General features: G+C 54.1%; 23 protein-coding genes. 4 read left to right on the top strand and 19 right to left on the bottom strand.

Annotation, left to right across the window (positions count from 1 at the left end; translation table 11 throughout):
* Window positions 1–5: 5 nt before the first annotated feature.
* The 10 genes from WEB64_RS06770 to WEB64_RS06725 all read right to left on the bottom strand — a co-directional run bounded on the left by WEB64_RS06770 (window position 6) and on the right by WEB64_RS06725 (window position 11,264).
* Complete coding sequence (locus WEB64_RS06770) at window positions 6–2,033, bottom strand: tripartite tricarboxylate transporter permease (RefSeq protein WP_368057921.1); 2,028 nt, start codon at window positions 2,031–2,033, stop codon at window positions 6–8.
* 327 nt (window positions 2,034–2,360) lie between these two features.
* Entirely contained in the window at window positions 2,361–3,632 is a 1,272-nt protein-coding gene (locus tag WEB64_RS06765) for a hypothetical protein (protein ID WP_368057919.1), read from the bottom strand.
* A 360-nt stretch (window positions 3,633–3,992) separates the two neighbouring features.
* Window positions 3,993–4,583 carry a cupin gene (locus WEB64_RS06760; protein WP_368057917.1) on the bottom strand — a complete coding sequence of 197 codons (591 nt, stop codon included), beginning with the start codon at window positions 4,581–4,583 and terminating at the stop codon, window positions 3,993–3,995.
* A gap of 36 nt (window positions 4,584–4,619) precedes the next feature.
* On the bottom strand, window positions 4,620–5,174 hold the full coding sequence (locus WEB64_RS06755; protein WP_368057915.1) for a cupin domain-containing protein: 555 nt from the start codon (window positions 5,172–5,174) through the stop codon (window positions 4,620–4,622).
* 446 nt (window positions 5,175–5,620) lie between these two features.
* The gene (locus WEB64_RS06750) at window positions 5,621–6,475 is read right to left on the bottom strand and encodes an alpha/beta fold hydrolase (RefSeq protein ID WP_368057913.1); all 855 of its coding nucleotides are present in this window, start codon (window positions 6,473–6,475) and stop codon (window positions 5,621–5,623) included.
* Between the two features lie 9 nt (window positions 6,476–6,484).
* Window positions 6,485–7,312, bottom strand: a complete 828-nt coding sequence (locus WEB64_RS06745; protein WP_368057911.1) for a 3-methyl-2-oxobutanoate hydroxymethyltransferase — start codon at window positions 7,310–7,312, stop codon at window positions 6,485–6,487.
* Between the two features lie 29 nt (window positions 7,313–7,341).
* Entirely contained in the window at window positions 7,342–8,364 is a 1,023-nt protein-coding gene (locus WEB64_RS06740) for an amidohydrolase family protein (protein ID WP_368057909.1), read from the bottom strand.
* A 34-nt stretch (window positions 8,365–8,398) separates the two neighbouring features.
* The gene (locus WEB64_RS06735; protein ID WP_368057907.1) at window positions 8,399–9,085 is read right to left on the bottom strand and encodes a 4-carboxy-4-hydroxy-2-oxoadipate aldolase/oxaloacetate decarboxylase; all 687 of its coding nucleotides are present in this window, start codon (window positions 9,083–9,085) and stop codon (window positions 8,399–8,401) included.
* 26 nt (window positions 9,086–9,111) lie between these two features.
* The gene (locus tag WEB64_RS06730; protein ID WP_368057905.1) at window positions 9,112–10,140 is read right to left on the bottom strand and encodes a GTP-binding protein; all 1,029 of its coding nucleotides are present in this window, start codon (window positions 10,138–10,140) and stop codon (window positions 9,112–9,114) included.
* A gap of 14 nt (window positions 10,141–10,154) precedes the next feature.
* Window positions 10,155–11,264, bottom strand: a complete 1,110-nt coding sequence (locus WEB64_RS06725) for a zinc-binding dehydrogenase (protein WP_368057903.1) — start codon at window positions 11,262–11,264, stop codon at window positions 10,155–10,157.
* Between the two features lie 164 nt (window positions 11,265–11,428).
* Between WEB64_RS06725 and WEB64_RS06720 the strand changes: the two genes are divergently transcribed.
* Window positions 11,429–11,728, top strand: a complete 300-nt coding sequence (locus tag WEB64_RS06720; RefSeq protein ID WP_368057901.1) for a hypothetical protein — start codon at window positions 11,429–11,431, stop codon at window positions 11,726–11,728.
* 112 nt (window positions 11,729–11,840) lie between these two features.
* Window positions 11,841–12,791: an ABC transporter substrate-binding protein gene (locus WEB64_RS06715; RefSeq protein ID WP_368057899.1), complete on the top strand. Its 951-nt coding sequence runs from the start codon at window positions 11,841–11,843 to the stop codon at window positions 12,789–12,791.
* Window positions 12,792–12,842: 51 nt separating this feature from the next.
* On the opposite strand, the gene pcaQ is transcribed toward WEB64_RS06715, so the two are convergent.
* From pcaQ to WEB64_RS06700, 3 genes are read right to left on the bottom strand one after another with little or no spacing between them, the layout of a single operon-like run.
* On the bottom strand, window positions 12,843–13,775 hold the full coding sequence (pcaQ, locus tag WEB64_RS06710; RefSeq protein WP_368057897.1) for a pca operon transcription factor PcaQ: 933 nt from the start codon (window positions 13,773–13,775) through the stop codon (window positions 12,843–12,845).
* A gap of 18 nt (window positions 13,776–13,793) precedes the next feature.
* The gene (locus WEB64_RS06705; protein WP_368057895.1) at window positions 13,794–15,002 is read right to left on the bottom strand and encodes a CynX/NimT family MFS transporter; all 1,209 of its coding nucleotides are present in this window, start codon (window positions 15,000–15,002) and stop codon (window positions 13,794–13,796) included.
* Between the two features lie 25 nt (window positions 15,003–15,027).
* The gene (locus tag WEB64_RS06700; RefSeq protein WP_368057893.1) at window positions 15,028–15,666 is read right to left on the bottom strand and encodes a cysteine hydrolase; all 639 of its coding nucleotides are present in this window, start codon (window positions 15,664–15,666) and stop codon (window positions 15,028–15,030) included.
* Window positions 15,667–16,000: 334 nt separating this feature from the next.
* Between WEB64_RS06700 and WEB64_RS06695 the strand changes: the two genes are divergently transcribed.
* Window positions 16,001–17,020 carry a Bug family tripartite tricarboxylate transporter substrate binding protein gene (locus tag WEB64_RS06695; RefSeq protein WP_368057891.1) on the top strand — a complete coding sequence of 340 codons (1,020 nt, stop codon included), beginning with the start codon at window positions 16,001–16,003 and terminating at the stop codon, window positions 17,018–17,020.
* Between the two features lie 67 nt (window positions 17,021–17,087).
* The gene (locus WEB64_RS06690; protein WP_368057889.1) at window positions 17,088–17,960 is read left to right on the top strand and encodes a TauD/TfdA dioxygenase family protein; all 873 of its coding nucleotides are present in this window, start codon (window positions 17,088–17,090) and stop codon (window positions 17,958–17,960) included.
* A gap of 297 nt (window positions 17,961–18,257) precedes the next feature.
* Here WEB64_RS06690 and WEB64_RS06685 read toward each other — a convergent pair whose 3' ends face one another.
* The 6 genes from WEB64_RS06685 to WEB64_RS06660 form a co-directional block, all read right to left on the bottom strand.
* On the bottom strand, window positions 18,258–18,461 hold the full coding sequence (locus WEB64_RS06685) for a hypothetical protein (RefSeq protein ID WP_368057887.1): 204 nt from the start codon (window positions 18,459–18,461) through the stop codon (window positions 18,258–18,260).
* A 101-nt stretch (window positions 18,462–18,562) separates the two neighbouring features.
* Entirely contained in the window at window positions 18,563–20,704 is a 2,142-nt protein-coding gene (gene ppk1, locus WEB64_RS06680) for a polyphosphate kinase 1 (protein WP_368057885.1), read from the bottom strand.
* 292 nt (window positions 20,705–20,996) lie between these two features.
* Window positions 20,997–22,733 carry a DEAD/DEAH box helicase family protein gene (locus tag WEB64_RS06675; RefSeq protein ID WP_368057883.1) on the bottom strand — a complete coding sequence of 579 codons (1,737 nt, stop codon included), beginning with the start codon at window positions 22,731–22,733 and terminating at the stop codon, window positions 20,997–20,999.
* Between the two features lie 869 nt (window positions 22,734–23,602).
* Window positions 23,603–24,265 (bottom strand): nucleotidyl transferase AbiEii/AbiGii toxin family protein, encoded by a 663-nt coding sequence (locus WEB64_RS06670; protein ID WP_368058113.1) that lies wholly within the window; start codon window positions 24,263–24,265, stop codon window positions 23,603–23,605.
* Window positions 24,217–24,447, bottom strand: coding sequence for a hypothetical protein (locus tag WEB64_RS06665; RefSeq protein WP_368057881.1), 231 nt, complete (start codon window positions 24,445–24,447; stop codon window positions 24,217–24,219). Before WEB64_RS06665 ends, WEB64_RS06670 begins: the two co-directional genes overlap by 49 nt.
* Entirely contained in the window at window positions 24,413–25,465 is a 1,053-nt protein-coding gene (locus tag WEB64_RS06660) for a type IV toxin-antitoxin system AbiEi family antitoxin (protein WP_368057879.1), read from the bottom strand. The genes WEB64_RS06665 and WEB64_RS06660 overlap by 35 nt, the downstream gene beginning before the upstream one ends.
* Window positions 25,466–26,236: the final 771 nt, after the last annotated feature.

The following is a 26,236-nucleotide window of genomic DNA, read 5'->3' as shown; positions in this document are numbered from 1 at the left end:
CCGCTTCACAGAAACCGCGTCAAATCTCTCAACGCCGGGATCACATCCCCAATGACCGAGTTCGGCCAGTTCACGTTGATTCCCATATGGAATACAAGGTAAGAGAACAGCGCAGTTCCCAACGCTGTGAAGAACGCAAGGCGATAGCTTTCTTTTCCTTCGAACGCAGTGAATGCAAAAATGAACACAAAAATGGCGGGCAAGAAGCCAATCAGCCAGATCAAAGCGGTGAAGCCCAACAACCAGCCGACGACCTTGATCAGACGAGGCACCCATTGCTCACCCAGAACATCACCAATAGTTGCGGTGCCACCCACCTGCCGGGTGAACGTTGAGGCGATAAAGGACAAAGCCGTGCAGCCGATGGCAACACCCAGTGCCGAGAGCGGTACCACCCGATCGTTGAACGAGAACTCACCTGCCTGAACCCAAAGCACACCAAAAAAGATCAGCAATGCGCCAGAGAACAGTGAGTTCGGTGTTACACGGGGCGCGCACCAGGTTATGCTGCCGGTGGTCTCACCGCGTTGCATGAAGGTCTTTTTCAGCCAGGGACGAGCGCCCTGGAAGAGCCCCCACACCGTCAAAGCAATCAACACCACCACCAGCGGACGAGTGATCCATTCAAAAGCCGAACCGGTCTCAGATGTGGCCATGGACGTGTTGACGGAAATCCAGAGGTAACGCTCGAAAATTTCACCCAGCACAAAACCAAGCAACAGCGGTGGGCGGGGCCAGTCCAGCTGCTTCATAATCCAGCCTACGGCACCCACACCCAGCAGCACCATAATATCGCCCCAGCTTGCAGAGCCCTGATACGCGCCCAGGAACACCACCACACTGATCACCGGAACCAGAATACCGAACCGTATCAGCGCCACTTTGGCGAACTGGTCTGCAAAAATCAGGCACAGGCCAGCGCCCAATATGTTCGCTAACGCCAGGCTCCAGATAATGCCGTAGGTGATATCAAGATTTGTGGTCAGCATTTCCGGGCCAGGAACCAGGCCATGCATGAGAAATGCGCCCAAAAGCAGAGCCATGGAGGCGCTTCCCGGCACGCCGAAGGCGAGAGTGGGCACCAGTGCACCACCGGTTTTGGCGTTGTTCGCAGATTCCGGACCGATGACGCCGCGAACATCACCGAAACCGAAACGTTCGGTATTTTTTTCACTGCGCTTGGCATGGCCGTAGGCCAACCAGTCAACCACCGCAGAACCAAGCCCGGGAACCGCACCCAACCCCGCACCCAAAGCACCGCAGCGCAGCGTCAACCACCAGTTCTTGAACACGTCGCGAATGCCCTGCATCTGGCCGCTGTGGCTGGATTTAGCAGTGTCCTCATTTCGCGCAATTTTGGTGCGGGCAATCGCCATATCGATCAGTTCGGGCAACGCAAACAGGCCCAGCGTCAAAGGCACCAGGGGCAGCCCGTCCCAAAAGTACAACTGGTCGAACGTCCAGCGCAGCGAACCGCCCTGACTGCCCAGGCCAATCATCGCGATCACCAGGCCGATAGCGCCCGCTGCAATGCCCCGCATGGGTGCTTTTCCGCTCAGGGCGGCAACCATAGTCAAACCGAGAATCGTAAGCATGAACAGTTCAGGCGATCCGAAGTGCAGCATCATCGGACGAATGACCGGAATCGACAAGGCCAACAGAATTGCCCCGAAAACACCACCGATAAGAGACGCCATGTACGCCGCGCCAAACGCCCGACCAGCTTCGCCGTTTTTGGCCATGGGGAACCCATCTACCACGGTCGCCGCCGAGCCACTGGTGCCCGGCACGCCGAACAGGACCGCAGGAATCGTATCCGAAGTGGTCGTAACCGCACCCATCCCTATCAGAAAAGCAAAGGCGGCCAGCGGATCCATTGTGTAGGTGAACGGGATAAGAATTGCCAGACCAACAATACCGCCAAGCCCTGGGATAACCCCAATGCCTAGCCCCAGAAGGACCGCAACGCCAAGAATCATAAGGCGTGTCGGATCCAGGACCATCTCGAGTGCGCCAAACGCTGCTTCAAACATGAGAAAAATCCTTGTTACATCTGTTTAGTGATTTTCCGCTACTCGGCGGTCGTGATCACATTGATTAAGTGTTCAAAATACTCTTAAGCGTTGGGGCGTCAGTTGGATCCGCCTTGGCTGTCCCCATACTCACTGTCGCAGCAAGTATTCCGAGTAAGCACAGAGGAAATACCCAAGCTTTAATCGTATCTTTAAAATTCATTACGAATAGCTCCGTGCAATAACCTGTGATTCGGAGTCGCCCCGGCTGGCGTGGCGACTCCGCAAGTCATTCGACAGTTTGCTTAGATCAGGCGATGCCTGCTCTAAGCACACAGTCGATGTGTACTAGAACTCCACTCGTATACCTGGCTCAATTATCCAGAGATCATCAGGACCGAACGCATCGGCTGAAAAGATGTAGCCCAGGTCCACATACAGCCGTACCCGGCCGACGCTGGTATCATGTTCCCAACGGTTAATCCAGTTGAGTTCAGTACCGAGGTACTTGTCGCCATCCTCGTTTTCTTCGCTAAGGGCGACATAACTCGCGGAGAGGTCCGCACGCCAGACCGGATTAACCTGGAAGGTGTTACCGATTTGGGCGATCGTGATGTTACCAATTCCCTCGTCCGCATCTTCAATACCCCCGGTTCCACCGGTGGTGGTGTTTTCGATAGCCCCTTCAGTTATGAACAGCTTGGTCGGTTCAAAGTCACCACGGGCCTCCATGAACTCTTCAACATCGTTATCGTTCGGATCATCGTCGCCGGAACCCCAGGCGAAGAGCAGGCGGGGCTTGTGTGCGCCCATTTTAGTATCAAACTCAGCATAGGCAGCACGGCCTTTGAAGTCCTTACCATCTGCCGCGTTACCAAAGTTCTGGTTGTATTCCGCATGAACACCGATATTCCCCAGCTTTCCTGACCAGCCTATAGCTACGTTGCCAAGGTCCCCGAATTCATCATCAATACCAGGGTCAAAACCGAGGTCACTCGAAGGGGTGCCTGACGGGGCGTCATCCTGAATCACACCCACAAAACTGTATAAATTCTTCCCGGCTGCAGATACCCAGCTAATCTGCCTATCCTGACCGAAGTCGTCGCCCTCCTCTTCAAGCGTACCCGTGCCGATTTCCAACTGCAGGTCATCCGAGACGTTGTACCGACCCCTAGCACCGACCAGATGCTCACGGAACCAGAGCCGCGTACCGCCAGCCAAGTCGTCACGGAAAACACCGACCCGGCCTTGGAGGCCGGCGTTGTTAGCGTCCCCGTAGTCAATATAAGCAGAGGTTATCTCGAGGTCACCGCGCTCTCCATCCCTAACCCTGGAGTTAGTGTTATCGCGGAGGTTGTCGATCTCCATCTCGAAGTAGGCTGTCCAGTAGTCGTCAAACTCTGCACCAACACCGAATTCGAGTTCATTATCGAATTGATCGATAGACTCACCGTCATCAGCCGGATCGTCCCGGAAAAACATCTTCTCTACTTCTATCGCGGTATGCAGGTAAACCTTCAGGTCCTCATTCTCGTATATATCAACCTCCGCATAAGCGGCAGGTGCTGCTGAGCCAAAGGCCACTGCGGCTGCAAGGGCCGATCTCTTTAGTACTTTCATGCGATGCGCTCTCTTTGTTGTTTTGTTGTCTGTTGGGCATCAGGCCCGACTATTCCATCTAACGAGCAATGCAGGCCGCCGAGGATCCGTGATCCCACTACACCCACAAAGCGGCTGAGCAAAACATCCTCCCTGGCTCAGATACTTCGTCCGTGTTTACACCGGTCTTACATTTATGCAGAACCTCCTCAGGGCGGAGTTACCGGAAGGGGCTGGGGCAATGAAACTAAAAAAGGCAAGTACCAAGGGGGCGGAACAACTGACAAGCAATCCTGCGTCATGACTGACTCGTTCTTGTAATTGTATGGGTTTTTATCAGGGGGCCTGCACTTCGGGCCAGCCCCCATATTGAGAATATTTCTAGTCTTCAGGCGGCACCCACAGGTCTTCAAAACCCTCGGCTGGCTCAAGCTGGTCGAACCAGTCAAAGCCGATCGCTCTCATCATTCGGCTGTTGATCACCACGACCCTGGCTTCGTTTTCAGGATCTGTATTGAAGCGCTTGTGGGCGCAGTAAGGGGGGATGTAGATAAAGTCACCCGGGCCCCATTCAAATTTCTTGGGCTCGGTATCCCACTCCCAGACGAAGGCCTCTTCGCAACGGAATTTGACGTCGTAGTGCAAGTCGTAACCCTTGCCTTCGATCACGAAAGCCACTTCTTCTGTCAGGTGACGGCTGGTACCGGTTGCCTTGTTGGCGGCGATGAACTGCATGTAGATGTCAATCGCGCACTCTTTGGTGTTCATGCCTTCGTTGATGATGTGTTTGATCAGGCCATCGGCCGAGCGCTCCATCGGCATTTCGCTGTGCTTGACAACGTTTTTGCGTTCCTGGTATTCGCGACGGAATTCTTTGGAGGCTTCCAGCGCCTTGGCGTAGAAATCAGCGTCGATGCCTGAGCGCGCACGCTGGCGCTCGATATCAGAAACAAATGGCGTATCTGTACTCATTGCACTTCCTCACATAATTGACGAGTTGATTCAGGCTCAAAGTGACGCGGGTGGAGTGTAGTTTTCCTGCCCGGGTACTGGCTCCTTCGGCGGAAACTCAACCACTTCCTGAAAAATCAGATGCATGAAAAGGAAAAGCGGCTTCGCTTTCATGATCAGGCAGATGGACTCGTTTTCTGTGTCGTCTGAGAAGTGTTGGTGTACGCAGCCGTTTTCCACAATCAGTGCATCGCCGGCTTCCCAGTCGATGCGGCGACCGTCATGAACGTCGTGGCCTTTGCCCTTGAGAACAAAAAACACGGCGCTGTTCATGTGTCCATGCCGTTGCCCATGGCCGCCGGGCGCGAAGGCATCCACATGCGTCTCGATAGACTGGGCAATTCTGGTTGCCTGCGGGTTGATCACCTTCTTGCCGAAGTTCTGCGGCCCGCCTTTCCATTTCAGGTCCTGAGTCGGATAGATTCGCGGCTGATTGAACAGCTCTGACATCAACTCGCCGTAGGTACCTTCCAGTGCACGAACAAAGGTTCTTTTCTTTGTCCATCGTTCCCAGGAGACTTCTTGCTTTTGTTCTGTGCTCGAATCACTCATCACTTACTCCTATTTCTCTATGCTGGTGTGTACGCGTCATAGATACCGCATATATAAACACGCTGTTATTTACGGTACACCGTTCCATATAACAGAACAAGATCTTTTGTTTTCTAAATCTGGTTAAAAAGTGATCTTGTGATCATTGATTCAATATCGAATACACGCTTCGGTATGTAAATTGACGATTTGTTGTTTTCTTATGCCCAAAACGGCATGCAAACTCTTTAAAGACACGACAGGTCATCCGTTGGCTCAGAACGCAGCGAGTGCACCTCCGAAAGCTGCACCAAAAGCGACGGGAGAGCGTCTGTGGAAAGTCGCAGTGAAGCCTGATAGTGGGGAGTGAAAGAAAGTAATGGAAAGACAGCAATAAAAGACGAGAGAGGAGCGGCCAGCATCCTCTCCCCCGTCTGTCCTGCCAGATTTAAAAAACTATACTCTGGCTAGCCCGACACCTTGCCGAGAAATTCCAGGATACGAGCCGGGGCAGTGTCCTCGGTCTGCTGATCGGGCAGCACATCCCAGTATTCCGAACCTCTGCAACACTCTTCAAGATAGCGGGCCGCTGACATCGAATGCGCTGCATCCCGGCCAGGAATAATCAGCGTAGGGATGTTCAACTGCATCAAGTCTTCGGGCTCAGCTCCCGGCGCGGTATCGCGATCAATCAACGTGCGGGCCAACCCCGCAATCACCAGCTTGTAGTTGCTAAGGTCATGTCGGGCGTAGCACGCAGCAAAGTCGTCGTCGGTGCGAATCACCGGCCCCCAGGGGCCGATTCTGGGGTCCTTGCCGAAGCCCTCCGTGGTGTCGCGGGCCAGTTTGACCACCGCATCCAACCCGTGTTCTTCCACATAGGCAAGGTGAATGGAAAACCGGCGACTCGCATTCATACGGAAGCCGGCCCCACCCACAGGCCAGTAATGCACCATGCTGAGAACCATCTCCGGGTGCATGGTGGCAAAAGCTGCCACTGGGCAGCAGCCCATACAACCGCCCATCAGATGCGCCGCTTTGTGGCCAAGGTGTTCGAGCAACCCCTTGCCCTGGGCCACGTAGTCCGCCCAGGTGATTCGTTCAACACGGCCACCGGACTTTCCCGTTTCCCGGCGGTCAAAAATGATGCAGCTATATTTGCCCGGCAAATGGTCGAGGAGTTTGATCTTGGCGTAGACCCCCAGATTCGACCATTTATCCATGGAGGCATCAAAGCCACCCGGCGCAAACATCAGCAAGGGTGGCCCACTACCGATCACATCGTATTCGGTTTTTATTCCATCAATAACAACGGAAGGCATAGTAACCTCTCATTTCTTTACGGGCGGCGCCCCTTTGATTTGGCGAGCTGCCTTGACGTCGTCGCTGAATGCGGAGATCGCATCGTAGGTGATCTGGGCAACATTGGCGTAGGTTTCGATGTCGTCGTCCAGGTGCTTGGCGCAGTAACCAATTGCTGCGTTCCCCATGCGCACACGACCATCAAGCCACGGCCCGCCACCGAAACCACCAATCACAGGGATCTCCACAGCGGCGGTTGCCGCCGGCCCCACAACCGGGCCTGAGTTGGTGAAATCAAGCAATGCGGCGCCAGCTCTCTCCAACATCCGGGCCTCCTCAACCAGACGCTCCATCATGCCATCCGGTACCTGAGCGCCAGCTTTGGACATGGCCGAGTACTCCATTCCGTACTGCAACGCCGTCTGGGGCGTGATGCCAAATTGTGCCCAGACGGGGATACCCGCCCGGGTCAGGGCTGTCACGGCTTCCGGAAAGTCAGCCGCGCCGTCCAGTTTGATCATGTCCACGCCGGCTTCCTTGACCAGGCGAATAGCCGCGCGCACGGCGGCATCCACGCCTTCCTGAAGGGGCCCGTAAGGAAAATCCACACTGACCAGGGCGCGTTTGGTTCCACGACGTACCGCCTGCGCCACCGTGACCATCTGGTCCATAGTGACTTCCAATGGATTCGCCTGGCCCCAAAGGTTAATGCCCACGGTGTCGCCCACAGACAGAATATCGACGCCAACCCGGTCAACGATTTTGGCCATCTGGTAGTCCCAGGCCACGATGCCTACTATTTTTTCCCCGGCTTTTTTCTTCTGCTGAAGCATCGGGATCGTTACTTTATCGCTCATTTCGGTTCCTCTGGAATCGTGTCTGGCTATTAGTGGCCTTTGGCCATCAGGGTGGCGTCCAAACGCGGATAAACCCGCCGAACATTACCTTCAAAAACCTTTTCCCGGTCTGCGTCGGACAAGTCCAGCGCGTCAATGTAGCGCTTGGTGTCGTCGAAATAGTGTCCGGTTTCCGGGTCTATCCCTTTCACTGCACCGAACATTTCAGACGCAAACAGAATGTTCTCGACATCGATAACTTTGAACAGCAGCTCAATGCCTGGCTTGTGATAGACGCAGGTGTCGAAAAAGACGTTGCGCATGATGTGCTCCGTCAGTGGCGGCCGATTCAGCATATCCGCCAGGCCACGATAACGGCCCCAGTGATAGGGAACAGCGCCGCCACCATGAGGAATAATCAGGCGCAGATCCGGGAAGTCCCGGAACAGGTCGCCCTGAAGAAACTGCATGAACGCGGTGGTGTCGGCATTCAGATAATGCGCCCCGGTGGCGTGAAAATTCGGGTTGCAGGAACCGGATACGTGGATCATCGCCGGTACGTCCAGTTCCACCAGCTTCTCAAAAAACGGATACCAGGCCTTGTCGGTCAGCGGTGGCCCGTTCCAGTGACCACCCGATGGGTCCGGGTTCAGGTTGCAGCCAACCATACCGAGCTCCAGCACGCAGCGCTCCAGCTCTTTAATCGAATTCTTGATCGGAACATTGACGGACTGAGGCAGTTGGCAGACACCAATAAAGTTGTCTGGGAACAGCGAAGTAACCCGGTGAATGAGGTCATTATTGATGCCCGTCCAGACCTTGGAAACACTCTCATCGCCCACGTGATGCGCCATGGCTGACGCCTTGGGAGAAAAAATCGTCATGTCGGCGCCGCGCTCACGCAGTGCCTTCAGTTGGTTTTTTTCGACGGATTCCCGGATCTCATCATCCGAGATGTGCGCCAGATTCGGTGGCGGATTTGACGCATCTTTAAAGTGAGCGATCTGCGCGTCACGATAATCCTGGAGCTGCTGTGGCGCAGTTGTGTAATGGCCGTGGCAATCGATGATCATTCAGGGTGTCCTCTTTTCAATCGGGGATTGGCGGTCAATCTTTCGGCGCACGATCAAGATAAACCAGGCCTTCTTCTTTCAGCCTCGGGCGCATGTTGTTCATATCCAGGCCCAGCTCGCCGGCAGCGTACCGACGACGTATCTCGGCTTCCCGCTCTTCCCGCGCTTTGGATTTTTCGAGCACTTCGGCGGCTTCCGCGCCGGCCACGACCACGACGCCGTCGTCATCGGCGACAATGACGTCGCCCGGGTTGATAAGCTGACCACCGCACACAACCGGGATATTCACGCTGCCCAGCGTTTCTTTGACGGTGCCCTGTGCCGAAACACACTTGGACCAGACCGGAAAGCCCATCTTTTTCAGGTCGGCGATGTCGCGACAGCCGCCATCCAGAATCAGGCCTTTCACACCGCGCGCCTGCAGCAGCGTAGCCAGCAGGTCACCGAAATAACCGGCGTCCGAGTAAGAGGTCGGCGCGACAACCATAATATCCCCCGGCTGGCACTGCTCTGCAGCCACGTGAATCATCCAGTTATCACAGGGCGCGACCGATACGGTCACTGCCGGGCCAGAAATGTGCGCGCCGGGATAAATCGGGTTCATGTAGGGCGCCAAAAGCCCTTTGCGACCTTGCGCCTCATGCACGGTGGCCACGCCGTATTCGGCAAAGGCGGGCGCTTCCTGGGCCCGGTCGATAGTCTGAATCACTACATTTTTCACAGTGTTTTCTCCAGTGGCTTTTCAAGCTAACTTGGATGATTCTGGGCGCAGGCCATCACGCCCGCTTGTAACTCGGCTCGATTGAGGTTGCGCCCGATAAACACCAGCTGGCTCTTTCTGACTTCATCCGGCCCCCATGGGCGCTGAAAGTCACCCTCAACCATCATGTGCACTGCCTGAAACACCAGGCGGCGATCCTCTCCGGCGGCATCGATAATCCCCTTGGCCCGCAAAATATCCTGACCATTCTCCGCCAGGTACTCATTGAGCCAGTCAGACAACCGCTCGGCATCCATGGGTTGATCGCTTTCGACAACCAGACTGGTCACAGAGGCGTCATGGGTGTGGTCGTGGTGATCGTGGCTTTGACAATGTTCGTCATGCACGTGCCCGGGCTCGCCGTGCCCGGGGTTTAGAAATCCGGATTCAAGTTCGGTGATGCGCTCCAGGTCAAAGCTGCCTTTGCCCAGGATCTTGTCCAGCGGTACGTCGGCCCTGTCGACCTTATAAATCGGCGCGAACGGATTGATCGCCCGCAGTGAACGCTCAACACTTTTAAGCGTTTGCGGCGACACCAGGCTGACTTTGTTCAGAACCATCTGGTCGGCGAAGGCAATCTGCTCTTCTGCCTCGGCGCTTTGTTTCAGGGTGTCCTGAATGTGCCTGGCATCCACTACCGTGGTAATACTGTCGAGGGCCACCCGGTCTTGCAGGGTGGCATCGACAAAAAAGGTCTGGGCAACGGGTCCAGGGTCCGCCAGACCCGTCGTTTCAATGATGATGGCGTCGAATTGTTCCGGGCGCTCCAGCAGGGAGTAGAGAGTCCGGATCAGGTCGCCCCTCACGGTGCAGCACACGCAGCCGTTGTTCATCTCGAACAGCTCCTCGTCCGAGGAGAGCACCAGGTCGATATCAATACCGACCTCGCCAAACTCATTCACGATGACAGCGTAACGCCGCCCGTGATCGCCTGTCAGTATGCGGTTGAGCAGGGTCGTCTTGCCGGCACCAAGGAACCCGGTGAGCAATGTCACCGGGATGCGCTCACTCGTCATAGATGCGCCCTCACTCACTTCCAGGGCATCAAGGAGACGTGGACAACGCCCTCTTCACCTTTGCCAGCGACAGCGTTGATGGCCTTATCGGTGTCTTCCAGACCGTAACGGTGTGTGGTTAGCAGGTGCAGTGGGAAGCGGTTGGATGCCAGTTGCTCCAGCGCCAGCTCACACGACCGGTAGTTGTGGCCGCGCGCCGACTTGATGGTGATGTACTTGGTTGCCACTTTGCCCAGCGGGAAGTTCGGGAAGTCGGCCATCTCGCCCTGAATCAGCAGCGTGCCGCCTTTGCGCTTCAGCGCCTCAATACCCAGCATCACCGGAATGGTTCCTGCGCCGGCGGTGCAGTCCAACGAGACATCAACGCCTTTACCGTTGGTAATTTCTTTGATGCGCGCCAGCGGGTCCTCTTCATCAACCACGATGGTGTAATCAGCACCCAATTTCAGGGCGGTTTCGAGGCGCGCCTTGTCCCGTGAGGTTCCGGTGATGATGATTAATGACGCGCCAGCCTGCTTACAAGCAACAACTTGGGAAAGGCCCTGCTGGCCCGGCCCTTGAATAAGAACGCTGGAGTTGTAACCTACCTCACAGTCAAACAGAGCCCACTGAATGCCATTGGCCATGGGCGTCACGATGCCCGCAAGCTCCGCGGAAACACCTTCCGGAACCTTGTGAATCACCGCATTCCACGGCAAATACATGTACTCGGCGAAACCGCCCCAAAGGTAAGGCGCTCGTTCGGCCGAGGTATAGCCATAGCGGATAGCGTCCGGGTTGCCGCGCCAGTCGGTCGCTGGGCACAAACGGTATTCACCGGCGTGGCACCATTCACACTGGAAGCACGGTACGTAATGCTCAACAAACACCAGGTCGCCATCTTTGACGCCCTTGCGCTCCATGAACTGACTGCCGGCATTAGTGATATAACCAATGTTCTCATGGCCCATAATGACCGCATCATCGGACGGCGGCTTACCATACAATTTAACGTCCGTGCCACAGATGCCCGCAACTTCAACTTTCATAAGCGCCGCATCGTCTGGCACATCTGGCATGGGGTATTCACGAATTTCAGTTTTGTTCGCAGCGGTGCGAACCGCAGCCCGTACTTTATTTGTCATTATGGTTCTCCATTTAACCCAGCGAAGATTTTGAGCTAGCATACCAAGCGATCTTTACTCTTGCAAAACAATGTTCCGCATAAAGGAACGTTATGATAAAACTTACTTGCCAGACTTTAGACCTGCGATCCAAACAGTCCCTCAGCGCAACAGGAGAAGTCGTTATGTTCCAGTCGTTCCAGAAATCAGCAAGTGAGCTCAAGGCGATTGCGCAAGTAGGCGACTGGACAAAAGCAAGATTCAGCCTCCCTCACCATGCCACTGTTATGGTCTCAGAGGTGAACTGCCAGGTTCCAGGCTGCCCGCCGGTAGAAACCGTGATCGCGTTCTGGACCGATTCAGACACTCGTTACCGAATCAAGATATTCAAGCCTGTCGCCAACGTTGTCGAAGAAGATCTGCCCGTCAACTGGTTACTGCCATCACTGCTCGATGAAGACGACCTGGGCTGTGACTGTTGCTAGCACTTCTCGCAACATTCGGAACAGCGTTCCTATTATGAAGGAAATTAGTGTAGTCTAACCGACCAATACTTGCCGTATTCATTCGCCATAACAAGATTTGGGGAGAATAACCATGAGTGACAGCTCGCGCGCATTAAAAACCGTTACACGCACCCAGGGCAACAACACGGCACTGAAAGATGGCCGCGTCAAGCCCGAAGGGTTTTCCTTTGAGTTCGAGGAAGTGCCGGTGTTGCCCCAAGCGTTTCGACGGATGGTGCGCGAACTGGAATTCGATGTCAGCGAGATGGCGCTGACCACGTACCTTACCGCCCGGGAACACGGGGTAGCATTTACGGCATTGCCCATTTTTTTGGTGCGTGGTTTTCACCACGGAGCCATTCTGATGAACGTCAATGCTGGCATAACCACCCCCAAAGACCTCGAAGGTAAAAAGGTCGGCGTAAACCGTGGCTATACGGTAACGACCGGGGTCTGGGCCCGGGCTATTCTTCAGGACCAGTACGGTGTTGATCTGGACAAAATCACCTGGGTTCTTTCCGGCGACGAGCACGTGCAGAGCTGGCAGGCACCGGGCAATGTGATCCCGCTGGAAGATGGCAAGAAGATTGAGGACATGCTGGCCAACGGAGAACTTCCCGCCGCCATTGGTGTGAGCTCAGATCATCCGGACGTTCAGCCGCTGATCGCCAACGCCACCGAAGTTGGCCTGGAAACGCTTCGCACTTCCGGACACTACCCGATCAATCACCTGGTGGTAATCAGAAACGATGTGCTCAACAAGAACCCCGACGTTGCCGTCGCGGTGTTCAACGCGTTTGCTGAATCCAAACGGTTATACCTCGAACAGCTCAAAGCTGGCAGCATTGAGAAACCAACGGCCATCGACCGCCTGCACAGCCAGGTAAGTGAGGTCATCGGGGACCCCCTGCCCTATGGCATCGAACCCAACCGAAAAGTACTTGAGGAGCTGATTGGCCACGCAACTCGCCAACAGATTCTACGCAAACCGGTTAAGCTGAACGATGTCTTCGCCGAGGCGACCTGGGACCTGATCGGCTAATCTCCCAAGTCACCAATACCGGGGCTACTGCTCACCAACGGATGACATGCTTTAGCGGTCAAACCCCGGCTTTTGTGCTTTCGCCTCATCCCGGACCGCATGCATGAATAACTGCATGGCCGGTGACGGGATGGTATCTGCACGGATCGTCAGCCCTACCGGGCCCAGCGTCTCCTTGGTGTCCAGCGGCAAGGCCTCCATCACTCCCATGCCGATCTGTGGTGCCGCGACGCCGTGGGAAATGATCCAGATGGCGTCGGTGTGACGGACGTATTCCTTGCCGAAGGCGCCAGAAATGACCTCAATTACGTCCGGCAATTCCCCGACACCTTCGGCCAACAGCACTGCCTCAGCCGCTTTTGCAATGATCGAACCCTCGACAGGGAACAGCACGGTGTAGTCGCGTATATCCATAAAGCTCAGTCGCTCTTTGCTCAGCAAAGGGTGACCCTTGCGAACTGCAAACACGATACTTTCCGAATACAGGTGCTGAAACGACAGTCCTGACATGTGAGCGGGCTCAGCGAGTCGACCAACAACCAGATCGAGATCACCCACCCGCAGCTGGCCCAGCAGAAAGTTATTGGGCGCTGACACCAGTTTAAGAGTCACGTCCATGCCTAACGTCCGAAAACGATCGACGGCTTTGGGCAGTATACTGGCTGCCACGGTTGGCAGAATTCCGACCGACAACCGGGTCTTACCCTTCATTTGAGCCTGACTGACACTGTCCGCTCCCTCACGCAAGGCGTTCACGCTAGCGCCCGCATACTTGAGGAAAACCACGCCAAAACCCGTCAGCGTGACGCCATTCTTGCTTCTTTCCATCAACCTTACGCCCAGCATTTCCTCCAGCTCCTTGAGCTTTTTGGACACCGCCGGCTGGGACAAAGACAGGGCGTCAGCGGCCCGGCCAACGCTGCGTTGACGAGCCACTTCGAGAAAGCATTGCAAATGCCTGAACTTTATTCGGTTGTACAACATAATTTTCTTATCCGGTCGTCATGTCATTGGCGGGGACTGGTTACGCCCGGCCATTCGTTGCTCAGCGCCTCGCAGAGTAACGGCGGCCCCGAGGCCGACGATCGCCAGCAGGGGTATCAACCACCTCCCTGCGTCCCAGCCGCCCAAGTGAGTTACCGCAAAGGCGATAGCAGGCGGCCCGGCAAAGGTGCCTAGACTCCCACACTGCATAATAATACCGTTAATCACGGCAAATTGTTCCTGCCGCTTGGCATGGAAAGGAATAGCTGAAAATACCGTAGCCGGCAAGGCTCCGGATAACCCGCAGGCCAGTATTGCTGAAGCGGCACGCTCCAGGTCTGAAAACCCGGATGAGAAAACCACCCAGCCGAAACCGCCCATCAACAGCTGAACACCTGCCAAAACAGACCAGCGGGGAACGCGGGCGAGCGAAAATAGCTGCGCACTCAGATTGCCGGCGATATTGAACACGACGGCAGCAGCCATCAGCCAGGTAGCAGCAGAAAGAGAGTACCCCATTTCACTCACGGCAAAACTGGGCACCCAAGTAACAAGCATGAACCAGATCGCGGTGTAGCAGCCAAAACACAGTCCCATTAACCAGGGGCCCGGCAAACGCAGGCCTTCGCCAAGCACCCGAATATTGAAGGCACCGGGGACGACCACGCTGGCCAGTGGTCGGCGCCAGGTGACCGCAAACAGAATCAACGCTCCGCACACCAGAGCGTTCAGCACCCACAGCCCTCGCCAGCCTGAAATGCTCATCACAAGGGGCGCTACGACCATCATGGCGGCGACGCCGACTGGCATGTAGGTACCCCAGATAACCAGCGCGCGCTGACGCCAGGCCAGCTTATCGGCCAACATTATGGCCAAAAAGGAAGGCACAGTAACCACCACCACCACAAAGCCCAGGGCTTCCAGAAAGCGGCTAACGAGTAGCCATACGAAGTTCGGCGCTACCGTTGCCAGCAGCGAGCCGACACCTATCAGACCAAGCCCAAGAACCAGGCTTCGCCCATAACCGAAAGCCGAGGCCGCCAACCCGCCGAAAATGCCCAACAAAGCCGCCACGCAGGCAATCGCCGAAGCGACCCAGCCTGCTTCGACCATTGTCAGATCCAAGTCCTGCACCAGCAATGAAAGAGCTGGCGGAACCTTGCCAACCTGCGCCGCCGCCAGCCACCCGACGGCAAACGCAAAAACAACCAGGCGGCGATAATTCACTGCCACAGCCCACCGACGAAGCTGTTCAGACTTTGGCGCCAGTATCCAGCATAGCGACAATCTCCGACACGCTACGCACACGGCCCATGCGTGGGAAAACCCGGTCCATGAGCTGGTCATGATTGTCTTTTTCCGGCGAACTACAGGCATCTCGTGCAAACACCAGATTGTAATCCATATCCCGTCCGGCAAAGGCAGTACTGGCCACGCCGACATCTGTCGAACCACCGGCGACGACAAGCGTGTCAATTTTCCGTGACCGCAGTGCCAGATCAAGATAGGTCTGGTAGAACGCGCTCCAGCGGTATTTCGGAATCAGATAATCTTCGTCTCGCGGCCCCAATTCGTCGATCACCTGCGATTCCCAGGTTCCGCCGGACACAATCGGCTTGAACTCCGGGGGCTGATCAACGGGAATGGGTTTCAGTCGGTTGTTGGTGTCTCGAATCAGGTGGGCACTGGTGGCATTATCGGCCCGATGATTGGCGTGGGCATAGGCAACCATGACGTTGTGAGCCCGGGCACCCTGCATCAATTTTGCCGAAGCGGCGACTACCGGCCTGTAACGTTCCTCGGTTTTCGGATCGTCTTTTTTTACATGCCCGTTAAGCATGTCGAAAAACAATATGGCAGTCCTCTGTGGGTCCAAAGTGTCAGCGATCATATTGAAAGGTACCTTTTAAAAATGAAGAAAAGTGCAGAGAAGCTGCGTACTTCAGCACAAAAAATTGAGGTCGTTGGTTGATCTTGTTCTCTGATTACATCACCAACTATTTCGATCACGCCCAACCATGTCAAATAATTAAAATTTGCTTAAACTATATCGTTTTCAATATAAAATCTCTGGACATCACTGTTTTCGCGGCCGAACGATCCTCGCCATTTCGTTATTCTAAATTTCCAAATTTTCATTTGTATATAATCGCAAATAAGGTCTGACTTGGAGGTGGGTAAACAACTAAAACAACCCTCATTTCTCTCTCGGAGATCGATTAAACATGCTCGCTAAAAAACTCGCCACACTCGCCGCCTGCTTTACCTTCGGCGCGATGTCTCTGGCACACGCTGACGACCAAAATTTCTACGAAGGTAAAACCGTCCAACTTATGATTGGCTATTCTGCTGGCGGTGGCTACGACACTTACGCTCGCACACTGGCTCGCCATATCGGAAAGCATATTCCCGGCAACCCTGACGTGATCACCAAAAACATTCCGGGCGCCGGTAGCCTGGTTCTGATGAACCAACTGGCGAACACTCTGCCAAAAGATGGCACAGTGTTCGGCACCGTCTCCCGGGGCCTGGCCTTCGAGCCATTGTTCGGCAACGAGAAAGCCCGTTTTGACGCCACAAAGACCAGTTGGCTCGGCAGCCTGAACAATGAAACCAGCCTGTGTGTTGCCTCAACAGACGCCGAAGTACAGAAATGGCAGGACCTGAGAGATACCCCACTACTGGTCGGTGCAACAGGCTCAGGCGGTGACTCTAACGTCTTTCCACGCGTCCTCAACGAAGTATTGGATTTTAAATTTGAAGTGGTCGCAGGTTACCCAGGCAGCAACGACATTCGCCTCGCGCTGGAACGCGGTGAAGTCCAGGGCATCTGCAGCTGGTCATACAGCAGTGGCAAGGAACAGCGCCAGTCCGCAATTGAAAACGGCGAACTGAGAAACCTATTCCAGATGTCCCTGCGAAAGCATCCCGAACTGCCTGACGTTCCACTGGTCATTGATTTGGCTGAAACCAAGAAACAGCGTGAAGTGTTGCGGCTGATGTTCGCCCGCCAGACCATGGGGCGTCCGTTTGTCGCTCCAGCCGGTGTTCCTGACGAGCGCGTTGCCATTCTCCGCAAGGCCATGCTCGACACCACCAAAGATGCTGATTTCCTGGCCGACGCCCAGAAACAGGGTCTGGACATCGACTTCGTGACTGGCGAAGAGATTCAGGAAATTGTGGAAGAAGCCTACCAATACCCAGCAGACGTGGTAGATGTCATCAAACGCTCTACCTCGAACTAAGTCGTATCTCGTCAACGGCTTGCGCCCGCGAAGCGCAAGCCGTTACTTGTTATCAAGGACCATCAGCATGAAGATCAATCCGTTTGCCAATGATTTTGGCGCCGAAATCACCGGCGTCGACCTCAAGGACCCTTCCAGCGACGTTACCGAGCGCATCTACCAGGCATTTCTTGACCACCAGATGCTGGTGATTCGGGATCAAGATTTAACCCCGCTGGAACAGGTAGAGTTTACCGAGCGTTACGGCACACTGGAATGGCAGGAAAACGTCAAGTACGCCCATCCGGATCACGACAAAGTGCTTATTCTTTCCAACGAAATTCGCCCTGACGGCACCGCTGTGGGCGTGGTCGATGCGGGAGATTTCTGGCATTCGGATTCCTCACACCATGAGGAGCCAGTGAAAGTCACCATTCTGATGTCGATCCGCACGCCATCTGAAGGTGGTGCCACAGATTTCTGCAACATGTACGCGGTCTATAACGCCCTGTCCGAAGCAACGCGGCAGAAAATTAACGGACGTTACGGCATTCACCATGCGTCCAAGGCGCTCAATCCACGTGTGAAAATTTCGGAGAATCGCCCGGGGGCCAAAGAGTTTTATGCCAGGCAGGCCAATGAACGGCCCATGGTACGTCAGCCCCTGGTGCGCACCCACGACGAAACCGGTCGTCAGGCGCTCTACGTCTCACCCCGATTTACCCTGGGCATTGAAGATATGGACGACGCTGAGGCGCAACCGCTGCTGGACGAACTGTTCAGCTACATTACCGATGAAGAATGCAAGTACCACTACCGTCACTATTATCGCACGGGCGACCTGGTGCTCTGGGATAATCGCTGCATCGTGCACCGCGCCACAGGGGGCTACGGTCGTGACGATATCCGCCGGCTGCACAGAACCACGGTTGTGGGGCAAAGGGCTTTTTACACAGCCTAGCATTAGGGCACGTAGCAGGGTTGAACGTCACTGAGTGGAGCGATGGACCGATTGAGCGGCGTCATGGAGTCGTGGCGGTTAGACTTTCGACAGCGTGTTTATATCGACCGAAGCTGCGTTCATGCTGATATTGATTCCGCCCAGCAGTTCCTCGCTCCCGGAAATTCCAGCATAGCGCCAGAGAAAAGTCAGGAATCAAGTTCCTGATCCACGATGGCAAAGCACTGCACCCATGCCGCGACCGCCACTCCTTTCAATGCCTGTGCAATGGGTTGATAGACGACCCGGTGAACGCCTTTAGCTCAACCGGGCGATGGACCGTGACAGCGCTTGGTCAGATAGGTGTGCCAGCATGACCTTGCCCGTTGAGGCAAAGGCCACCGGTAGGCGCGTCCCCACCGAAAGATTGATGGCCATCAAACGATGCCTCGCGGAAGAACGCACGACGTAAACAATCGTCTCCCCGATGGACCAGCCACGTTCGGGCATTAGGTTTATCATACTGCCAGTCACGTCGTGAGTCACATTGGCATGATAGGCAGGCCGCCGACCACACCATCAATCATCCATTTGGCGCTCAAACACTTTCTCTCGCTCAGAAATCAGGCCTTTCCTGTGAGCCGTTCAAGCAAAACCAGCTGCGAGGCATAGCGCTCCTCGTCTTCTCCCGGCCGATTCTGGATATAGCTGCCGTCCGGCTGCAGCACCCAGGATTGGCAATTATCGGCCAAGCATGTATCGAGATCTACTCGTACCCGTGCAGCCAGCTCCGGATCATCAAGGGGAAACGCGGTTTCTACCCGGCTGAGCAGGTTCCGCTCCATGCCATCGGCGCTCGAGCAATACACATTCGGATGGCCATTATTACCGAAATAATACACTCGAGTATGCTCCAGGAAGCGACCGATGATGGATGTTACCCGAATATTTTCGGAAAGACCTGGCATCTCCGGACGCAAACAGCAGATGCCACGGATGATTAGGTCGATTTTTACACCGGCCTGAGAAGCCTGGTAAAGCGCCTTGATCAGTTGAATCTCCGTTAAAGCATTGAACTTTAGGATAATCCGACCCTTCTCCCCAAAGCCGGCTTCACGCTCGATCAGGCTCAGCAGGCGCGGGTGCAGGGTAAACGGCGAGTGGAATAGCTTCTTGATCTTCAGCGCCTTGCCCATCCCCGTCAGTTGCTGGAAAATTTTGCTGACATCATCGCCGACGGACTCGTCGCAAGTCATGAAGCTGTAATCGGTATACAGGCGGGCATTACCGGAATGGTAGTTGCCAGTGCCAAGGTGCACGTAACGGGCCAGCCGTCCTTCTTCGCGACGGACAATCAGGATCATCTTGGAGTGGGTCTTGTGGCCGACCACGCCATAGACGACAATAACCCCGGCCTTCTGAAGCCGGCTGGCCAGCCCTAGGTTCTCGGCCTCGCTGAATCGGGCACGCAATTCGATAACGACGGTTACTTCCTTGCCGCGACGGGCCGCATCCGTCAACGCCTCGACGATCTCTGAATCAGCCCCAGTGCGGTAAAAGGTCTGGCGAATCGCCAAAACCTGGGGGTCCTTCCCGGCCTGGCGCAGCATATCCACCACCGGGCTGAAATTCTCATAGGGATGCAGCAATAAGATCGGCCGCTTGCGGATGACATCAAAAATCGATTCCTTGTTACGGATCTGCTTGGGAATCGACGGAGAAAATCGGGAATAGATGAGATCAGGCCGGTCCACCAATCGACCGACGGCCATCAGACGGGTCAGGTTCACTGGCCCATGGACCTGATATAGCTCCCGCTCGGTCAAATCGAATTCCTTGAGCAGGAACTGAACCAGCTCTTCCGGGCAGTTGTCAGCAACCTCAAGACGCACACCATCACCAAACCGGCGGCTCGGCAACTCGCCGCGCAGGGCTGAGGCCAGATCTTCCATTTCGTCCTCGATCTGAAGATCGGCGTTACGGGTAAGCCGGAACTGGTAGCAGCCTTTCACTTCCATGCCAGGAAAAAGTTCATCTGCATGGGCGTGGATCATGGAAGACAGGAACACGAGATTGTCGCCGCCGTTGCAGACATCATCGGGCAGCCGGAGCAGACGCGGAAGAGAGCGGGGAGCCGGTACAATCGCCATGCCGGTTTCCCGCCCGAAGGCATCCTTGCCATCCAGTTCGACGATGAAGTTTAGGCTTTTATTAGCCAGACGCGGGAACGGGTGCGAGATATCCAGTCCGATAGGGCTGACAACCGGCAGAATCTCTTCTTCAAAATAGGTGCGCACCCACTCGGCTTGTTCCTGCGTCCATTCCCGGCGCCGGACAAAGCGAATGCCCTCCTGCTCCATCTCAGGAATCAGGATGTTGTTGAGAATGTCATACTGCTCGCGAATGTATTTGTGGGCAACCCGACTGATTTCGCACAAAACCTGCTCAGGAACCATACCGTCGGAGCCTAGGATTTCCCGACCATATTTGATCTGCTGCCGCAGACCAGCAACACGGATCTCGAAGAACTCATCTATGTTGCTGCTGAAGAAGCAGCAGAAGATCAGCCGATTGATCAACGGGTGAGTGGTATCCATGGCCTGCTTGAGTACCCGGTAATTGAACTGGAGCTGGCTAATTTCCCGGTTGAAGTAGTTTTCATTGGCATCCAGGTTGATTTCCTCACCAACGAGAGGTACCCCCACCGGTGCAGGCACATTCCGCTCATCCCCTGCCGTCTGAATCTTTGTCGTATCCGTCGTCATGATTCCTCGATTCCAGTGTGTTCGCCATCACTGGCGAAAGACTTGATACTGATCGAGCATTCTCCCGAGTCCAGCGGTTACCCCTTAACTAGGGTGGAAGGCGACCAAGCAGTACAGGAAAGAAGACTCACAAAGTTTTACCATAGCACCCACCTCCATTATTTTGGAATCGATCTGCACACCCACTGCCTTTATGACCAGACTACCCGACCAGACTCAGCAAACGGTTCAATGCGATACTCGCGGTAACGAAAGCTTCAAAATTCTGAATTCCAATCGTGAGGATTAGAACCTACAGCAATTGTTCTTGCCCAGAAGAGACAAACTGATACCCCATAGCCTTGTAGCCTTTCTCACGTTTCCGGAACATGCGCTCAAGCATGGGCAGCCCGGTGTCCAGGTAGTCATAGACAGTAACTTCCTGCTTGCCATCGGCATCCCGGTGGATCCTGCCAGCGTACTGCGCCAGCGTTCCCTTCCAGGCGATAGGTAGAGCTAAAAACAAGGTGTCCAGTCGAGGCAAGTCAAAACCCTCTCCGATGTATTTCCCGGTTGCAACGATAACCTGAGCTTCCTGTAACCGTGATTCCGCCGCCCGGCGCTCTCTGACGCGCATCCCTCCACGCAACACAACCGACGATATGGATTCAGCGTCCAGCAGTGTTGCCAGCGTCTCAGCATGCTCTCGTCGTTCCGTAAGCAAAAGGCAGTTTGCCTGGTTTTTTGCACGGCGTACGACATCCTGAACAATGTCCTGATTCCGGGCATTGCTCTTGGCGAGCCAACGGTAAACCGATGCCATGTGTGGTCGTTCATCATTATTCTGATATATGTCCGTAGGGGGCGTTTCGTGACGCTCCCGAACGATGACATGTTGGACAAACCTGGACCCATGTTCAGCTTTGACTTTGTGACGAATGGGGCCAGCAACCATAAACATGATTTTTTGGTGACCATCCTGACGGTCAGGCGTTGCGGTAAGGCCTAGGACATATCGAGCGCTGACTTCGTTAAGTAGCATCTCATAACGGGGGGCTGAGATATGGTGACATTCATCGATGATGATCTGGCCATATTCCCGGACCAGGTTTGAGACCGTATTGTCTTTCTTGTTGATCAGGCTCTGATAGGTGGCAACGTCGATCTGACCGGTCGGTTTCTTCTTGCCACCGCCAATCACACCTACGGATGCACCTTCAATGAAGGTTTCCAGGCGCTCCTTCCATTGATCCAGTAACTGACGACTGTGAGTGAGGATCAGGGTGTTGACCTCCTGCTTGGCGACAATGCCAATGGCGGTTACGGTTTTGCCGAAAGCGGTCGGAGCATGAAGTATTCCGGTGTCATGGCCGGCGAGTGCCTTTACAGCCTTCTTCTGGTCACCACGCAACGTTGCTTTCAGGCTGGTAGCGTCCAGAGATTGGCCCCGGGTTCTACGGTCATCGATTTCTACCGTTATTCCCTGTTCCAGCAACAATGCCTGAAGCTCATCAAAGCAACCTCTTGGTACCGAGAGATAACCTTGCTCAATCCGGGCACAGGATATGTAGCGTGGGATGCCGTGAGTTGAGAAACGAAGTGCCTGGGTTTTGAAAAACACCGGATTGGCAAAGCTTGCCATGCGCTTTATTCGTGCAGCCAGTGGTCCCGGCATGTCTGATAACTTCATATAAATATGATTGGCCAGCGTGAGCGTGATGCTCTCCGGACATCCTGAAATTATCTCTGTGTCGACTGGTAAAGCTTGCTCCCACGGCAACGCAACATCTGCTATTGCATCGGAATCAGGCTCATTTCCAACCATATTTCGAAGCTGAGCCGGCGAAACGGTCTTTTGCTGACTGAGCAGAGCCCATTGGTCCGGATGTGCGCTTAGCTCATCGTCGACGAATACAGTACATCCACGACTTCGCGCCTCATGCTGAAGCGGAAGGGCAATCAAATTGCCAAACCCTCCGTCGGGCATCGTGTCCTGGTTGGGGAATAGCCGGTCATAAGATTCGAATGACAGGCCCGGGTGGCCTTCCATGGCTTTATCCAGAAGCTTGAACCCCAAGGCCCTCGCGGACCAGGCCGGAACGCCGTCCGAAAAGAAGACCCATAAGTGGGCACCCGCACCGGACCGGAGATCTCTACAAGATAAGGGATGCCTTCATCACGGCAAGCCTGGGCCAGCGCACGAACGTCTGCCCGCCAGTCCTCCTTATCAAAATCTACGGCCAGAAGATAACAGGAACTGTCCGGCAACAAAGGATATAACCCAGCCACATGCTTGCCGGACAGATGGTCATACACCGTATTGAAATCTAGAGGCTTGAATTTTTTGTGCGGGCATTCCCCGCACTTGATCCGGGGTTTCTGACAGATGCCCGGTACCCACTCATTCTCACAGGCGACAGCATAGCCGGAACGGCCGCCGGACCCCTGCCACCGAACCGCATAAATATCCTGTCTGCCGCGAAAGAGATTCCGGAACAGCTCGGCCTTTTGATTGGGACTCAATTGCGTTGCTGTGGTTCGTTGCGCGGTGGCATGAAGTTCACTTCTCCGGGAGAGAAGGGCAGCTTTTTCCCTCTCAAGCTCGGATAACTTTCGTGCAATGGCCGCGAGCTCGTCTTCTATGCAGATACGTGCCTCCAACCCAGTGAAATCGGCTAGTTCAAAAATCGTATCCCGGCGATCCTGACTCCGGGCTACCCAGAATGATACCCGCATCTTGCTTGGACTACGGCGTAATAGATCGTCATTTTATGGTCTTTAGACACCTTGCTTTTAGCGGTAATATTACCAAATGCATTGGTGTCCAGAATCATTGAACCACTAAAGATGTGGCGTGCGGTTTGCCTTAAGAAATTCCTCAAATTGGAAGGTGAAAACCGATTAGTCTCTGAATCAATTCTATGCACCTGACTTCCGTCGGCTAAAAAGTCCTTCGAAAAATGCCGCCAGGACTTCCCCCGCCATATTGTCTATATCGGAACCCGCATCCCTCTCCAGATTGGCGATCCGATCTTCGTCTAATAAATTTTCCAAGAAGGACAGCGTTGAGGCGTTTGCAACCCCGGAAACCTTAAGGCCCAGCACATGAGCTCCAGACAGCCTGGTATCCCAATCATATGCTTCAAGAACAGCCTCATGTTGATTATATAATTGGTCCATCATTCCGTTAATATTTTCATGATTTGATAACAGGTACAGAATGTCAGTAGCGTCCTTTCGTCGGTCGCGTGCATCTCTTTCTGACCAAGCAATCAGTTTTAGCAGGACCAATCCTTGAGGGCTTGCAACCGCCAGTTCCAATGTTGGAGCCTGGTCAACGACAACGATGTCTGCATTTTCTAGCGCTTCTTGAAACCCCATAACCCCCAACTTGAAATCGCCGGCTGGCGGCCACGCTATGGTTGAATTCTCACTCTCGATTGGACCAAAAGGAATAATATCAAGCGGCACTCCTTGTGGACTGGATAAACGATGAACGAGATCGGTTTTTGCATAGCCTTCTTCCATCAGACTCAAGCAGATACGGTCAAAATCCTTCCAGTCTGGAACCTGAACAGCCAGATCAATATCTCTTGTCGCTCTTGAACAGGAGCGCCATAGGCATGATGCATGACCAGGTCCCTAGCTGACGCGCCAACGATAATGAATGGCACTCGATGGTTCAGAGCTACCCGGGCGATTGCTTCGTAAGTCGCAAGCTGGATTGGATCAATCAACTTGGAGCCGATCTTTAATCTGGCCATAAATTCGCTCCGCGGCTTCAAGGTTTCGGGGCTCGCCACTTGCCAGTAGGTCTGCGTAGATTAGGACGTCTGGTGCTGCGTCAAAATGTTTACTGTGGTTATCTGACATTTCCGGGAAACCATTCCAGAATTTCTCACAAATTCGAATGGTCTCAGGCGTCGCAGTCGTGTATTTCGTAACACGCTGCAATCTGTAGTTCATCACCAATTCTTTGACACGGTCCTTTGGCAGATAGAGCGTGCCTTGCTCTGGCGACAAATAATGATCCAGTAAAGAAGCGCCAACTTCACCGCCCCAACAACCTTCGAGAACTGATGGCTCTATGTTCTTCCAGGGGATCTGAAATTGAGTTTTGAATAGGCCCAGATCCAAATCAGGTAGCAATTTCTCCGGATACGCCTCGGCCCAACGATCAAGCAGATCGATGGGAGTTGCCAGCGACTTTATGTGTTTTTTTCCCAGCTCCTGTATATACCCTTTTTCCTGAAGGTCACTCAGGACCCAGCCAATGGTTCCGAGAGAAACGCCACTGACCGCCGCCATTGTGCGATAAGTTTCTCCAACCAACCCCGGTTCCAACAAAAAACTGAAGATTAGCTTTAAGCCAGATGCGTTGAATGCCCTTGTTGTCCGTCGGGTTGAAGATTGACTGGTTGGCGCTCGGTTGCCTTTGATAAAGACGAAAAGGTTATTTTCATTGAGAAAGGCATTGCCAGCCGTATCAATAAACTGCAAACCTGCATCACGCAAACGATCTGCCATGTTGGGATTCACATAGTCCGCAACCAAAAGAGCTGGCGCCGGCATTCGCCCATACTGGGCCGAAAGAGAACCCACACTTGCCTGCTGCACCCAGCGTTTGGTCTCCACATTGTATTTAATTCCATGAGTATGCAATTGGATAGCAGCATCATCGTCCTCGGGACTCCGTTTATTGGACCAGCACTTGCTCAGGACCAAACCAGTCTCTCGATTAAATGCAGTAATAGCCTGGTCTAGAAGCAACGCTTCGCTCATAGCTGATCTCATACACGCTCCAACTCTGTATTGTTCATACAATACAATCGTTCATTATTAATGAACAGCTTGCTTTATTGAACGAATTGCAAGGCTAAGCCGGAATTTATCAAGCGCAATAGAGGAACTCTCATATATAAGACTCCGCTCTCCGGCCATCCCCCTCAATTCAGTGCGTGTGTAACTAGCGTTTTTCTGCCAAAAAGGGGTGAAAGGCTGCGATCAGGGGGCTGATTGCAGCAAGGATATTTGCAGTCAGACCGCATAAAGTGTCCGATTGCGGACAGTCGGAACCAGACAAAATCACATGTATTGCCCAGCGCAGAAGAAGTAAGTAAATTTAAGAAACCTGGACATTAGGCAAAGGTCAAACTGGTAACTTTCGGGACAACCGCAACCAGACAAGCCTGTGCCCACAATCGGTTTAAATCGTGCAACCAATGGTTTAAAAAGGGTTTTTCAGAAGCGCCTTCGCACTACCTAACTGTTTGAACCGCCACGCATTACCCCAATCAACACCGTGTTAAAACACCCCAGAGCAGTGCCCTCCGGAGGCAGAGGTCAGAGGTTCGAATCCTCTCGGGCGCACCATATATTTCAAAGGCTTGCGTGAGAACGAAGGCCTTTTTTATTTTCTGTGTCCATTGATTTTTGGACGTTCTGTAAACATCCTGTAAATCTCTTCAATTTTCCATTACCCAGTTTCTGGATAGAAAGTAAGCGGTCCACGAACTACACCGGAATGGTTTCGCCGTGATGCCAGGGTAATAA

The sequence above is a fragment of the Marinobacter sp. genome, from assembly GCF_040882185.1.
Classification (GTDB): domain Bacteria; phylum Pseudomonadota; class Gammaproteobacteria; order Pseudomonadales; family Oleiphilaceae; genus Marinobacter.
Note: the sequence above shows the minus strand (reverse complement) of the source record. Positions and strands in the feature narration are given on the sequence as shown.